Source organism: Paracoccus sp. PAMC 22219 (genome assembly GCF_000787695.1).
Lineage (GTDB): Bacteria > Pseudomonadota > Alphaproteobacteria > Rhodobacterales > Rhodobacteraceae > Paracoccus.
In genome coordinates this window covers 1-13803 of record NZ_BBPH01000130.1, presented here as the reverse complement: position 1 = coordinate 13803, position 13803 = coordinate 1, and the positions used below count along the sequence as shown (strand labels likewise).

Below are 13803 nucleotides of genomic sequence, written 5' to 3'. Positions count from 1 at the left end.
CCGGTTGCCGCGCATCAGACCCCAATCGGGGGTGCGCGCACAAGCCTTCACGTGGCAGGTCCGGTCAGGGTTGCAGATCCCTGCGCGCAACACCCTGTCAACGCGGCCTTTTCCACGCCTTGCGTGCTGCGTTAAAATGTCGCGGTTCGGGCGGCGCCGGGGCGGCCGTCCGGATGCGGTGAAAAAGGGGATACCTCTTTACTGGGCGCGCGCGCACGCAAGGACGGCCACTGGCAAGCTACGCGCAATTTTCGGTCGCGACCGCCGATTTAGCTGCCTCAAGCGTCTGTTTTCCGGCGACCAAGGGTGCTAAGCCATCCGCCAATTGCATGCCGCGACAAGGGTTCGAGACATGGCTGACGACTATCCATCGGTGGACCGCGTCATGGGAGGGCCTGCGGGCTGGATCTCGATCGCGTTCCCGACGATCCTGTTCCTGTATTTCCTGGGACTGCTGCCCGAAATCGCGCAAGGACCGCAGGTTCATGGCATCGAATGGGTGCCCTCGCTTGGGGTCAACCTGTCGGTGCTGCTGGACGGGCTGTCCATGACCTTCGTCCTGCTGATCACCGGGATCGGCGCGGCGGTCACGCTGTATTCGGCGCGCTATCTGGGCAATCACCCGGACTATCCGCGGTTCGTCAGCTATCTGCTGATGTTCATGATCGGCATGCTGGGCCTGGTGCTGGCTGACAACCTGATCATGCTGTTCGTGTTCTGGGAAATCACGACCATCGCGTCATACCTGCTGATCGGGTTCAACGCCGACAACGCAAACGCCCGCCGTTCGGCGCTTCAGGCGCTGCTGGTGACGGGGACGGGCGGGCTGATCCTGCTGGCGGGGCTGATCGTGCTGGGCACGGTCGCAGGCACGTTCGAGTTGTCGCAGATCCTGACGATGGGCGACATGATCCGCGCGCATCCCTGGTATCTGGCGATCCTGCTGCTGTTCCTGGCAGGCGCGTTCACGAAATCGGCACAGGTGCCGTTCCATTTCTGGCTGCCCAACGCGATGGCCGCGCCGACGCCTGTGTCGGCCTATCTGCACAGCGCGACGATGGTCAAGGCGGGCATCTTCCTGATGGCGCGCATGAACCCCGCCCTGGGCGGCACGGATGCGTGGTTCTGGATCCTGACGCTGTTCGGCGGCGTGACGGCGGTCTTCGCCTCGGTCATGGCGATGCGCCAGACCGACATCAAGCAGGTGCTGGCCTATACCACGCTGATGGCGCTTGGCACGCTGACCATGTTCATCGGCGCGGGCACCCATTACGCGATCATGGCCGCAATGCTGTTCCTGGTGGTGCACTCGCTCTACAAGGCGGCGCTGTTCCTGATGATCGGCATCGTGGACCATGCCACCGGCACCCGCGAGGCGGCGGTGCTGGGCGGCCTGTCCAAGGTCATGCCGCTGACGGGTCTGGCCGCCGCGCTGGCCGCGATCAGCATGGCGGGCATCCCGCCCATGGTCGGCTTCATCGGCAAGGAATTCATGTACAAGGCCGGCTTGGGCCTTGAGGGCTTCGGCGCGTTCTGGGTCACGATGATGGCCTTTGCCGCGTCGGTCATGATGTTCGCGGTCGGCGGCATCGTCGCGCTCAAGCCGTTCCGCGGCGACCTGCGCCCGACCCCCAAGGCACCCCATGAGGGGCCGTGGCCGATGCTGGCGGGCCCGCTGGTCCTTGGCGCGCTGTCGCTGATCTTCGGTCTGGTGCCGGGGGTGCTGGGATACTATCTGGTCGGCCCCGCGACGCATGCCGTCTTCGGTCAGGTCCTGCCGGTCGAGCTGTACCTGTGGGGCGGCATCAACATGGCGCTGATCCTGTCGCTGCTGACCTTCCTGGCGGGCTGGCTGGTCTATCGCCGCCACCAGTCCATCCGCGACCGCCTGGCCGCGTTCGAGGCCCGCAGCCCGATCGATTTCGACGCGGGCTGGGACCGGCTGCTGGACGGGTTCAAGGCCTTTGCCGCGTGGCAGACCCGCCTGATCCAGAACGGAAGCCTGCAACGCTACATGGCGGTGATGTTCGCGACCTTCGTGGTGATGGTCGGCGGCACCTATCTGCTGAAAGGCGCGTTCCAGGGCGTGCCGGGACTGTCCGCGGACGGGGTTCATCCGGTCCAGTGGACCGTGCTGGGCCTGATCGTGGCGGGTGCGATCCTGACCGTCTGGACGCACAGCCGCATGACGGCCATTGCCGGCATGGGTGCGGCGGGCATCGGTGTGTCGCTGATCTTCATCATGTTCAGCGCCCCCGACGTGGCCATCACCCAGCTGCTGGTCGAGGTGCTGGTCGTCGTGCTGGTCAGCATCGTCATGCTGCGCCTGCCCTATCTGCCGCGCCGGTCCAAGACGCGCTTCCGGACGGGTCACGCGGTCATCGCGGGCGGCACGGGCCTGGTCACGACCTTTCTGCTGATGTCGGTGATGGCGACCGATTTCGACCGTCGCCTGACCACGTTCTTCGAGGTCACGTCCTATCCCGAGGCGCATGGCCGCAACATCGTCAACGTCATCCTGGTCGACTTCCGCGCGATGGATACGTTCGGAGAGATCGTCGTCGTGGCCATCGCCGCCATCGCCGCGTTCGCGCTGCTGCGCGGTGCCCCCCGCCGCAAGCCCGAGGAGGAGAGCTGAGATGCAGTCGCTGATCCTGACCACCACCACGCGCCTGCTGGCGGCCCTGCTGCTGATGTTTTCCGTCTATGCGCTGCTGCGCGGGCACAACTTGCCCGGCGGCGGCTTCATCGGCGGGCTGATCGGGGCGACGGCGTTCATCCTGTACACCATCGCCACATCGGTCGACGAGGCGCAGGCCGCGCTGCGGGTCGATCCGTCGAACCTGGCGATGGCGGGTCTGGGCGTCGCGGCCCTTGGCGGCATCGGCGCAGGTTTCGCGGGCGATCCCTTCTTCACCGGACAGTGGCTGTTCCTGTTTCGCGACGGCGACAGCTATGTGCCGCTGTCCACCGTCCTGGTTTTCGATATCGGAGTCTACATGGCCGTCTTCGGCGGAATCCTGACCCTGGTCTTTGCCTTGGAACAGGAGATCTGATTTGGAACTGCTGCTTGCCTTGTCCGTGGGCGTCCTTGTCGCCGCCTCCGTCTATCTGATGCTGGACCGCAATATCCTGCGCTTTCTGTTCGGGTTGGCGCTGCTGTCGAACGCCGTCAACCTGATGATCTTTGCCAGCGGTCGCCTGACCCCCGGCGCGCCGCCGCTGATCGACGCGGGCGAATACGCCCCGACGGGCGTGGTCGCCAACGCGCTGCCGCAGGCGCTGGTGCTGACCGCGATCGTGATCGGCTTCGGCCTGTTGGCCTTTACCCTGGCGCTGGTCTATCGGACCTTCATGACCCTCGGCACCGTCAACAGCGACGAGATGCGCGTGGCCGAACCCGTCGATGCGGGCAAGGAGGCCGGGAAATGAGCTGGCTTCTGGTCTATCCGATCCTGATCCCGCTGCTGACGGCGGTCCTGTCCTACCTGTTCCGCAATTCGCCCGCCGGGCGCTGGATTTCGGTCGCGGGCACGGTGGCCCTGCTGCTGGCCAGCGTGGTCCTGATGTCCGAGGTGCTGGAGCAGGGCGTGGTCGCGGCCCAGATGTCGAACTGGCAGGCGCCCTTCGGCATCACGCTGGTGGCCGACCTGCTGGGCGCGGTGATGGTCGTCATCACCGCCATCACCGGCCTGGCCACCGTGATCTATTCCCTGTCCGAGATCCCCGAGCGTCTGGAAAGGCTGGGCTTCCACGCCCTGCTGCAGACGCTGCTGATGGGCGTCTGCGGGGCTTTCGTCACGGGCGACCTGTTCAACCTGTACGTCTGGTTCGAGGTCATGCTGATCTCCAGCTTTGGTCTGCTGGTGCTGGGCGCCAGCCGCGAACAGCTGGATGGCGGCATCAAGTACGTGCTGCTGAACCTGGTCTCGACGATCATGTTCCTGGCGGGGACGGGCCTGCTTTACGGCCTGACCGGCACGCTGAACATGGCCGACCTGCATCTGGCCGTCCGCGAGGTCGAGAACACCGGCCTGCTGACCACCATCGCCGTGATTTTCATGGTGGCCTTTGGCGTCAAGGCGGCGCTGTTCCCGCTGTTCTTCTGGCTGCCCGCGTCCTATCACACGCCCCCGGTGGCGGTTTCGGCGATCTTTGCGGGCCTCCTGACCAAGGTGGGCGTCTATGCGCTGATCCGCATGTTCACGCTGGTCTTTGACCACGACGTGGCCTTCACCCACACGATCCTGTTGTGGGCGGCGGTGGTGACGATGGTCACGGGCGTTCTGGGCGCGGCGGCGATGAACGACTTTCGCCGTATCCTGTCGTTCCACATCATCAGCCAGATCGGCTACATGGTGCTGGGCCTGGCGCTGTACACGCCGCTTGGCCTGATGGGCGCGGTCTTCTATCTGGTCCACCACATCATCGTGAAGGCGAACCTGTTCTTCGTCGCGGGCGTGGCCAAGCGCATCGGCGGGTCGACCGACCTGTCGCGCCTTGGCGGGCTTTATGCCCACGCCCCGGTGCTGGCCTTCCTGTTCCTGATCCCGGCCTTCTCTCTGGCGGGCTTTCCACCGCTGTCGGGCTTCTGGGCGAAATACGTGGTCGTCAAGGCGGCCCTGGACCTGGAGATGTGGTTCGTGGCCGGCGTGTCGCTGGCGGTGGGCCTGCTGACGATCTTCTCGATGACCAAGATCTGGGGATCGGCCTTCTGGCCCGCGCATCCCGACGGGATCAAGCCGCGCCTGTCGGACCTGCCGATGGGCGACCGGATGGCGCTGATGCTGCCGATCGTCGCGCTGGCTGCGCTGACCTGCATCATCGGCCTGTTCCCGGAATCCTTCGTGCTCTTCGCCGAGCGGGCGGCCACGCAGCTGCTTGATCCGACCGACTATGTCACGACCGTCCTGGGGGTGCAGCCATGAACCTGTTCGCCATCAACATGGTGCTGGCCTTTGCCTGGGTCGCGCTGACCGGCGGGCTGACGCTTGGCGGGCTGACGACGGGCTATGTCGTCGGCATGGCCGCGATGTGGCTGGTCCGTCCGCTGTTTCCCGAAACCGGCGTCTATTTCCGGCGTCTGTATTACTGGGCCCGGCTGATCGTGATGTTCGTCTATGAGCTGATTGTCAGCTCGCTTCCGGTGGTGCGCGACGTGTTCACGCCCGGACAGTCGTCCCAGCCCGCGCTGATCGCGGTGCCCATCACGGTGACCACGGACCTGCAGATCACGCTGCTGGCGAACTTCATCTCGCTGACCCCCGGCACGCTCAGCCTGGACGTGTCGGCGGACCGCAGCACCCTGTATATCCACGCAATGTTCGGCGAAGACCCGGACGCGATCCGCGCGCAGATCAGCGACCGGTTCGAGGTCTGGGTCCGCGAGGCGACGGAGTGAACGACATGACCATGCTGGAATATGTAATCCTGTTCGGTTTCGCCCTTGTCATCCTGGGCGTGGTGCTGGCCGCGATCCGCCTGGTGCGGGGGCCCAGCCTAGCCGACCGCATCGTGGCGCTGGACCTGATGACGGTGCAGCTGGTGTCGTTCGGCGGGCTGACGGCGCTGCTGTCGGGCAGTGCGGGCTTTCTGGACGTCGCCGTCGTGCTGGCGCTGGTGGGCTTTCTGGCGACCGTGTGCCTGGCGCGCTATCTGGAACGTCGCATCCTGCTCCAAGCGGAGGAACTGACATGATCCATGACCTCATCGTGGCGCTGTTCGTGCTGTCCGGCGGCATCTTCTGTTTCGCGGCCGGGATGGGGGTTCTGCGCCTGCCCGACCTGCTGACGCGGATGCATGCCTCGACCAAGGCGGGGACGCTTGGGTCGGGCCTGATCCTGGTGGCCGTGGCCGTGCAGTTCGCCGAAGGCACGGTCATCGCGCGGGCGGTGGCGGCGATCATGTTCCTGCTGATGACCGCACCGGTTGCGGCGCATCTGATCGGCCGCGCGGCGTTCCGCACCGGCGTTCCTATGGTCGACAAGACCGTGTGCGAGGATGGCGTGGCCGACGCCCTGCGCGCCCGTCCGGGCGAGCAGGCGCCCGACTAGGTCCCGGTTCCCCGGGACGGGGCGTCAGGGCTTTTCAACGCGCTTGCGTGGGCGTAAAGCTGTCCAATTGGCGGACGAACCGCCCGATCTGAAAGAGCGCATGAGCCAGGACATCCCCACCATCACCCGCACCGAAGACCTCGCCCGTTTCTGCGAGGCGGCAAAGCTTGCCCCCTATGTGACCGTCGACACGGAATTCCTGCGCGAGCGGACCTATTGGTCCAAGCTGTGCCTGATCCAGCTGGCGATCCCGCCCGCATCGACGGCCAAGACCGGCGGGGGCGACGCCGTCCTGGTCGATCCCCTGTCGGAGGAGCTGTCGCTGGAGCCCTTGTACGACCTGTTCCGCCACGAGGCGACGGTCAAGGTGTTCCACGCCGCCCGCCAGGATCTTGAGATCTTCTATCACGACGCCAAGCTGTTCCCGACGCCGCTGTTCGATACCCAGGTCGCCGCGATGGTCTGCGGGTTCGGCGAGCAGGTCGGATACGAGACGCTGGTCCGCAAGATCGCACGGGCCGATCTGGACAAGTCGTCGCGCTTTACCGACTGGTCGCGCCGGCCGCTGTCGGACGCGCAGGCCGCCTATGCGCTGGCCGACGTGACCCATCTGCGCGTCATCTATGAATTCCTGTCAGCCGAGCTGAAAAAGACCGGCCGCGATGCCTGGCTGGCCGAGGAGCTGGGCGTCCTTGAGGACCCCGAGACCTATATCACCCGCCCCGAGGAGGCCTGGCTCAAGGTCCGCACGCGGACCAATTCGCCGCGCTTTCTAGCGATCCTGCGCGAACTGGCGCGGTTCCGCGAAAGTTATGCCCAGGCCCGCGACATCCCCCGCAGCCGCGTCTACAAGGACGATGCGATGATCGAGCTGGCCTCGACCAAGCCGCTGTCCGAGGCCGATCTGGGCAAGTCCCGCCTGCTGCTGCGCGAGGCGCGCAAGGGCGACATCGCCAATGGCATCCTGGCCGCCGTCAAGGCCGGCATGGACTCCAAGGACCTGCCCCAGCCCAAGGGCGACGAGCCGGGCAAGCCCGGCAATGCCGCCCTGTCGGATCTGCTGCGCGTGCTGCTCAAGGCCAAGGCCGATGCGGCGGGCGTCGCGCCCAAGCTGATCGCGTCGTCGTCGGAACTGGACGCGCTGGCCACCGGCAGCCGCGATCTGCCCGCGCTGCAGGGCTGGCGGGCCGAGGTCTTTGGCCAGGACGCGCTGCGCCTTGCGGCCGGGGAAATCGCGCTGTCGGCCAAGGGCGGCGCGGTCCGGGTCGTTCCGGTCGGTTAGACGATGCACCCGCCGGTCGCCCTGACGCGCCCCTGGCCCGAGGATGCCGACGATATCGCGGCAGCCTTGGCCGATTGGGACGTCGTGCGCTGGCTGACCACGCTGCCTTGGCCCTATAGCACTGACGACGCACGCGAATTCATCGCGGCCGCCGGGCTGGACGAACACGCGATTCGCCAGGACGGGCGGCTGGTGGGCATGGTCCAGGCGGGCCGCGTCTTCGGCATCTGGGTCGCACCGGACCAGCAGGGGCAGGGGATCGGCCGCCGCGCCGGCGTTCTGGCCCTTTCGCGCCTGTTCCTGTCCGGCGCGTCCGAGGTTCACGCCCATTGCCTTGTCGGCAACGACCGCTCCGCCCGGCTGCTGGCTTGGCTGGGTTTCCAGCCCTGCGGCCGGACGGTGCTGCAATCGCGCCCGCTGCGGGCCGATGTCCAAGCCGACATGCTGCGCCTGGACCGCAATACGTTTCAGCAGCGCCATTCGATCGCGCTGACGACCCCGCGCCTGCGCATCGACGCGGTCACTCCCGACGACCTGCCCGCCCTGCACCGGATCGTGACCCAGCCCGACGTGGCGCGGATGCTGCTGCGCTATGACCCTGCGATGACGCTGGACGACGTCCAGCCGCTGCTGCTGCAGGGCGCGCTGGTCCCGCCGCTGCGCCTTGCCGTGCGGCAGCAGGGGCAGGTGATCGGCATCGTCGGCCTGTCCGAAGGCCCGCCGCCGCGCCTGAACTATTTCCTGGACCCCGCCCATGCAGGCCAGGGCCTGGGGCAGGAGATGGTCGCGGCGGTCTTTGCCGAACTGGTCGCCCGGCTGGACCCGTCCGAGGTTCTGGCAGGCGCCTTTGTCGACAACGACGCATCACGCAAGATCCTGAAGAACCTCGGCTTTCGCCGCGGGGAGGATCTGGAGCTGCAAAGCCTGGGCCGCGCGTCCCCGCGCCCGCCGCCGTCTATCGCTGGCGGCCTGGGCTGCTGGGCTAGCCGTCGGTTCCGGGCTGCAGCGGCTGGATGACCCGGAACAGGGCGCGCCGTTCCTCGGGCGTCTCGGCCTGGGGAAAGCCGCGCAACGGCTTGTCGGCTGCGGGCTTGTCCGGGACGCCGCCGCGCGGTTTGAAGTCCGCGCGGGTTTCGGCGAACCCGATGGCGGACGGGGACGGTTTGACCGTCGTGCCCCCCTCAATGATCGGCATCACCTCATCCTCCAGGATATCAAAGCGGCGCGGCGCGATGCCGGTGTCGCCCTCTGCCACCAGGCAGCCCAGGGCGCGCGTCACATCGCCCAGGTCCGACCGCAGCGGCAGCAGCAGCATCTGCGCGCTCAACTGCGGGCGACCATAGTCGGGCTTGCCCTGCAGGGTCAGGCGCGCCATCTGCGGTGCCTTGAACACGCTTTCCAGGACGTCCGAGAACCGCCCCCGCGACGAGGTGTTCAGGAACGCGCAGACGGGCATGCCGCGCACCTCCATCCCCATCAGGTCGATCAGGTGCCGGCCCGCCAGACGCAGGCGCCCGGCCCCCGGCGCGATGCGTTCCAGAATGAACGCGTAATCCAGCGTCCGGGCGATGCCGCGGGGGTCCACGTCCGACCGCGCGGGAATGGCCCGGCCCTTGCGGATGCCGTCCCAGTATTCGCGCATCTCTCGCAGCACGCGGTCCGGCCTGCAGGTCTCATAGTCCTGCAGGCGCACGATCCGGCCCATGGCGTCCTTGGACGGCATTCCCGGCTTGGTGTCTGGTCCGTCTTCCCGGTCCGGCACGGTCAACCCTTTACTCTCTCCGGCCACGGCCGGTCACTGTTCAACCCTGACAATAGCGCGTTCCCCGCCCCTGCGCCGAGTCATTTAATGAACGAATGGTTAAGATGCCCGGGGGTTGCGGGTCTTGACCCTGCGGCGCGACGGGGCATCCCCATGCGCATCACGACCAGTTGCCAGGGAACATGCCGCCATGATCGAACGCACCGGCCTGATGGTCATCCTGTCATCGCCCTCGGGGGCGGGGAAATCCACGCTGGCGCGGCGGCTGATGGATTGGGACGCGGGGCTGCGGTTCTCTGTCTCGGCCACGACGCGGGCGCCGCGGGCGGGCGAGGTCGATGGCGAGCATTACCATTTCACCACCCGCGACGGCTTTCTGCAGATGGTCGCGGACGGGCAGATGCTGGAACATGCCGAGGTGTTCGGCAACCTGTACGGCAGCCCGCGTGGCCCGGTCGAACAGGCGATGCTGGCCGGGCGCGACACGCTGTTCGACGTCGACTGGCAGGGCGGTCAGCAGATCCGCGCATCGGCCCTGGGGGCGCATGTCGTGTCGATCTTCGTCCTGCCGCCATCGCTGCCCGAACTGGAACGCCGCCTGCGCGGCCGCGGCCAGGACAGCGACGAGGTCATTGCCGGCCGCATGCAGAAAAGCCGGTCCGAGATCAGCCACTGGGCCGAATACGATTACGTCCTGGTCAACGACGACCTGGACCAGACCGAGGAACGGATGCGCGCCATTCTGACCGCCGAACGCCTGCGCCGCGACCGGCAGGCGGGCTTGGGCGCCTTTGTGCGCGACCTGATGTCCGAAGGTGTCGCATGATCTGGTCGCTGGACGGCATCGCCCCGCAGATCGACCCGCAAGCCTGGGTCGCGCCCGATGCGCAGGTCATGGGGCGGGTCGTGATTGGGGCGGGGGCCTCTGTCTGGTTCGGGGCGGTGCTGCGCGGCGATACCGAGGTGATCGAGCTGGGGCAGGGCAGCAACGTGCAGGACCTGTGCGTGCTGCACACCGATCCCGGCCACCCGCTGGTCATCGGGGCGGATTGCACCATCGGGCATCGCGCGATCCTGCATGGCTGCCGGATCGGGGACGGCGCGCTGATCGGGATGGGCGCGACGGTGCTGAACGGCGCCGTCATCGGGTCGGGTGCGCTGATCGGGGCAGGGGCGCTGATCCCCGAAGGCAAGGTGATCCCCGACGGGGCACTGGTAATGGGTGCGCCGGGCCGCGTGGTGCGGATGCTGGACGCCGACGCACTGGCGGGGCTGCGCGAGTCCGCCGCGCGGTACCGTGCCAATGCGGCGCGGTTCCGGGCCGGCCTGTCGCCGGTGGGGGACTGACGCCGTGGCTGCCGGCCTGCGCCGGGTCGAGGGATTTCTGGACGGCATCCCGGTGCCGATGCTGGCCGTCGACCGCGAGGCGCGTGTCATCGCCGCCAACCCGCTGGCGCAGGCGCTGTTCGGCCCCGACCTGATCGGGCGGCCGTTCGTCACCGTGCTGCGCCATCCGGCCATCGTGCAGGCCGTGGACTGGGTGCTGGACCCCGAGGGGATGCCCGCGCCCACGCCCGACCCGGCGCTGCCCACCGCCCCCGACGGGGTGGCCACCCTGCGCGCCACCTGCGCCGCCGACGGGCGCGAGATCCTGGCCGAGGTGACCGTGGCGCCCCTGCCAAGCCCCTTGGGGCGCGGCGCGACCGTCGCCGTCCTGGACCGCAGCGTGGCCGAGGAGGCAGAGCAGATGCGCCGCGATTTCGTGGCCAATGTCAGCCACGAGCTGAAGACCCCCCTGACCGCCATGACCGGCTTCATCGAGACGCTGCGCGGTCCCGCCCGCGACGACGCCCGCGCCCGCGATCGGTTCCTGGACATCATGGAGCGCGAGGCCGCGCGCATGAACCGCCTGATCAGCGAGTTGCTGTCGCTGAGCCGTGTGCAGGCCGACGAGCGGTCCCGCCCGTCGGGCCGGGTCGATCTGCCGGGGCTGCTGCGTGGCACGCTGGCCATGCTGGCGCCGCGCGCCCAGGCCGCGGGGGTGACGGTGACGACCGAAGGGCTGGACATCGACCTGCGCCTGCCCGGCGATGGCGACCAGCTGACCCAAGTGTTCCAGAACCTGATCGAAAACGCGGTGAAATACGGCGGATCGGGCGGCGTGCTGCGCGTCACGCTGTCGCGCCTGCCGCACGAACCGCTGCTGCGCGGGCCGGCCTGGGCCGTGTGCATCGAGGACCGCGGCGACGGCATCGAGGAACAGCATTTGCCGCGCCTGACCGAACGGTTCTATCGCGTCGACACCCACCGATCGCGCGAACAGGGCGGCACCGGGCTGGGCCTGGCCATCGTCAAGCACATCGTGAACCGCCACCGCGGCCGGCTGCGGATCGAAAGCCGCGTGGGGCAGGGCAGCCGCTTCACCGTGATCCTGCCCGAGGGGCTGGCGCGCGGCTGAGGGGTCGCGGCCTCTCGCCCTTGGCGGTGGCTTGGCCTATAAGCGTGCGAACGGAATTTTCAGGGGACGTCGTCATGTCGCAATCACCGCAGGTCGATCCCGCCAAGCTGGCCGCCGCCAAGGCTGCGGTCGCGCTGGTCGAGGACGGGATGAGGCTGGGCCTGGGCACCGGTTCGACCGCCAGCGTCATGGTGCGCGAACTGGCCGCCCGCGTGCAGGCCGAGGGGCTGACCCTGCGCTGTGCCGCGACCTCGCGCGCGACGGCCGACCTGGCCGAGAGCCTGGGCCTGCGCATCGAAAGCCTGGACGATATCGGCTGGCTGGACATGACCATCGACGGCGCCGACGAGGTCGATCCGCACCTGCACCTGATCAAGGGCGGCGGGGCCGCGCATCTGCGCGAAAAGATCGTGGCCGCGGCCAGCGACCGCATGGTGGTCATCGCCGATCCCGGCAAGGTGGTCGAGGTGCTGGGCGCCTTTCCCCTGCCGGTCGAGGTGCTGGAATTCGGGTTCGAGACCACGCGCAAGCTGATCCGCCGCGCGCTGGAGGGGCTGGAGCTGGGCGAACACGACATCCTGCAGCGCCTGAAGGGCAGCGACCCGGTCGTGACCGACGAGGGCAACCTGATCCTGGACCTGCATCTGGAGGTGATCCCGGACCCGTCCGCCCTGGCGCGGGCGCTGTCGGGCATTCCGGGCGTCGTGGAACACGGCCTGTTTCTGGGGATGTGCGACCTGGCCATCATCGGCCGCGACGACGGCAGCGTGATCGAGCTGGCGCGCAACGACATCGACGCCGACATGCTGGCGCAGGAAGGGGAATGACGTGACCTTCGACTATGACCTGTTCGTCATCGGCGGCGGCTCGGGCGGGGTGCGCGCGGCGCGGATCGCCGCGGGCGAACACGGCGCCAAGGTCGGCCTGGCCGAGGAAAGCCGCATGGGCGGCACCTGCGTCATCCGCGGCTGCGTCCCCAAGAAGCTGATGATCTTTGCATCCCAGGCCGGCCTGATGGCCGAGGAGATGCGCGGTTACGGCTGGTGCGATGCGCAGGCCGGGACATTCGACTGGGACATCTTCCGCGAAAAGCTGGACGCCGAACTGTCGCGGCTGGAGGTGATCTATCGCGCCGGGCTGACCCGCGCCGGGGTCGAGATCCACGACCAGCGCGCCACCCTGGACGGCCATCACCGGGTCCGGCTGGCCGACGGCACGACCAGGACGGCGCGCCACATCCTGATCGCCGCCGGGGGCCGCCCCGCGCCCATCGGCATTCCCGGAGAGGAGCTGGCGATGATCTCGGACGACCTGTTCCTGATGGACAAGTTGCCGGGACGCATCCTGCTGGTGGGCGGCGGCTTCATCGCCTGCGAATTCGCGACGATCCTGGCGGGGCTGGGGGTGGACACGGTCCAGGCCTATCGCGGCGACGCAGTGCTGCGTGGGTTCGACCGCGAGGCGCGCGACCTGGCGACGCTGCAGCTGAGCGCGGTGGGCGTGGACTTGCGCCTGGGGCTGACGCCTGCGGCGCTGGAGCGCGACGGCGACGGCATCCGCGTGCGGTTCGACGACGGTACGGACGAGCGCTTTGACGCGGTGCTGATGGCGACCGGGCGCGACCCATACACCCGCGGTCTGGGGCTGGAGACGACCGAGGTTCGGACCAAGGCCAACGGCGCGATCGAGGTCGATGAATGGTCGCAGACCTGCGTGCCGTCGATCTTTGCGGTGGGCGACGTGACCGACCGCGTGAACCTGACCCCGGTCGCGATCCGCGAGGGGCATGCCTTTGCCGACACGGTGTTCGGCGCGCGACCGCGGACGGTGGACCATGGTCTGGTTGCCAGCGCCGTCTATCTGCGCCCCCACGAGCTGGCCAGCATCGGCCTGACCGAGGAGGAGGCCAAGGCCCGCGGTCCGGTCGACGTGTTCGCCACGACCTTCCGCCCGATGCGGTCGATGTTCGCGGGCAGCGACGCCAAGGTGATGATGAAGCTGCTGGTCGATCCGGCGGACGACCGCGTGCTCGGCTGTCACATCTTCGGCTCCGAGGCCGGAGAGATGATCCAGCTGGCTGCGATCGCCATCACCATGGGCGCGACCAAGGCACAGTTCGATGCGACCGTGGCGGTCCACCCGACCGCGGCCGAGGAGCTGGTGACCATGCGCCAGCCCGCGCGGCGCCATGAGGGTGTCACGGGCTGACAATACCGTGGGCGCGGCCTTGCGTCGCGGCCAGGGGCGG

15 protein-coding genes are annotated in these 13803 nt (G+C 68.1%); 14 read left to right on the top strand and 1 reads right to left on the bottom strand.

The window, feature by feature from the left end; translation table 11 throughout:
* Positions 1-352 precede the first annotated feature (352 nt).
* The 9 genes from TY51_RS14410 to TY51_RS14370 all read left to right on the top strand — a co-directional run bounded on the left by TY51_RS14410 (position 353) and on the right by TY51_RS14370 (position 8352).
* Positions 353-2638: a putative monovalent cation/H+ antiporter subunit A gene (locus tag TY51_RS14410; RefSeq protein ID WP_042250623.1), complete on the top strand. Its 2286-nt coding sequence runs from the start codon at positions 353-355 to the stop codon at positions 2636-2638.
* Between the two features lies 1 nt (position 2639).
* Entirely contained in the window at positions 2640-3056 is a 417-nt protein-coding gene (locus tag TY51_RS14405) for a Na+/H+ antiporter subunit B (RefSeq protein ID WP_042250621.1), read from the top strand.
* Between the two features lies 1 nt (position 3057).
* On the top strand, positions 3058-3432 hold the full coding sequence (locus TY51_RS14400; RefSeq protein WP_042250620.1) for a Na+/H+ antiporter subunit C: 375 nt from the start codon (positions 3058-3060) through the stop codon (positions 3430-3432).
* Positions 3429-4928, top strand: a complete 1500-nt coding sequence (locus TY51_RS14395) for a Na+/H+ antiporter subunit D (protein WP_042250619.1) — start codon at positions 3429-3431, stop codon at positions 4926-4928. Before TY51_RS14400 ends, TY51_RS14395 begins: the two co-directional genes overlap by 4 nt.
* On the top strand, positions 4925-5401 hold the full coding sequence (locus TY51_RS14390; RefSeq protein ID WP_042250617.1) for a Na+/H+ antiporter subunit E: 477 nt from the start codon (positions 4925-4927) through the stop codon (positions 5399-5401). Before TY51_RS14395 ends, TY51_RS14390 begins: the two co-directional genes overlap by 4 nt.
* A 5-nt stretch (positions 5402-5406) precedes the next feature.
* Positions 5407-5697 carry a monovalent cation/H+ antiporter complex subunit F gene (locus TY51_RS14385; RefSeq protein WP_197054774.1) on the top strand — a complete coding sequence of 97 codons (291 nt, stop codon included), beginning with the start codon at positions 5407-5409 and terminating at the stop codon, positions 5695-5697.
* A complete protein-coding gene (gene mnhG / locus TY51_RS14380) occupies positions 5694-6053 on the top strand; it encodes a monovalent cation/H(+) antiporter subunit G (RefSeq protein ID WP_052650250.1) in 360 nt (119 codons plus the stop codon). Before TY51_RS14385 ends, mnhG begins: the two co-directional genes overlap by 4 nt.
* Positions 6054-6165: 112 nt before the next feature.
* On the top strand, positions 6166-7335 hold the full coding sequence (rnd, locus tag TY51_RS14375) for a ribonuclease D (RefSeq protein ID WP_042250665.1): 1170 nt from the start codon (positions 6166-6168) through the stop codon (positions 7333-7335).
* A 3-nt stretch (positions 7336-7338) separates the two neighbouring features.
* Positions 7339-8352, top strand: coding sequence for a GNAT family N-acetyltransferase (locus TY51_RS14370; RefSeq protein WP_042250614.1), 1014 nt, complete (start codon positions 7339-7341; stop codon positions 8350-8352).
* Here the strand turns inward: TY51_RS14370 and TY51_RS14365 are convergent.
* Positions 8318-9097 (bottom strand): PAS domain-containing protein, encoded by a 780-nt coding sequence (locus TY51_RS14365; RefSeq protein ID WP_231559072.1) that lies wholly within the window; start codon positions 9095-9097, stop codon positions 8318-8320. The genes TY51_RS14370 and TY51_RS14365 overlap by 35 nt on opposite strands.
* A gap of 193 nt (positions 9098-9290) precedes the next feature.
* On the opposite strand from TY51_RS14365, the gene gmk reads away from it, so the two are divergent.
* The 5 genes from gmk to gorA all read left to right on the top strand — a co-directional run bounded on the left by gmk (position 9291) and on the right by gorA (position 13763).
* A complete protein-coding gene (gene gmk / locus TY51_RS14360; RefSeq protein WP_042250663.1) occupies positions 9291-9923 on the top strand; it encodes a guanylate kinase in 633 nt (210 codons plus the stop codon).
* Positions 9920-10444, top strand: a complete 525-nt coding sequence (locus tag TY51_RS14355; protein WP_042250608.1) for a gamma carbonic anhydrase family protein — start codon at positions 9920-9922, stop codon at positions 10442-10444. Before gmk ends, TY51_RS14355 begins: the two co-directional genes overlap by 4 nt.
* 4 nt (positions 10445-10448) lie before the next feature.
* Entirely contained in the window at positions 10449-11555 is a 1107-nt protein-coding gene (locus TY51_RS14350) for an ATP-binding protein (RefSeq protein WP_255351422.1), read from the top strand.
* A 74-nt stretch (positions 11556-11629) separates the two neighbouring features.
* Positions 11630-12382 carry a ribose-5-phosphate isomerase RpiA gene (rpiA, locus tag TY51_RS14345; RefSeq protein WP_042250605.1) on the top strand — a complete coding sequence of 251 codons (753 nt, stop codon included), beginning with the start codon at positions 11630-11632 and terminating at the stop codon, positions 12380-12382.
* A gap of 1 nt (position 12383) precedes the next feature.
* On the top strand, positions 12384-13763 hold the full coding sequence (gene gorA, locus TY51_RS14340; protein WP_042250602.1) for a glutathione-disulfide reductase: 1380 nt from the start codon (positions 12384-12386) through the stop codon (positions 13761-13763).
* The last annotated feature ends 40 nt before the right edge of the window (positions 13764-13803 follow it).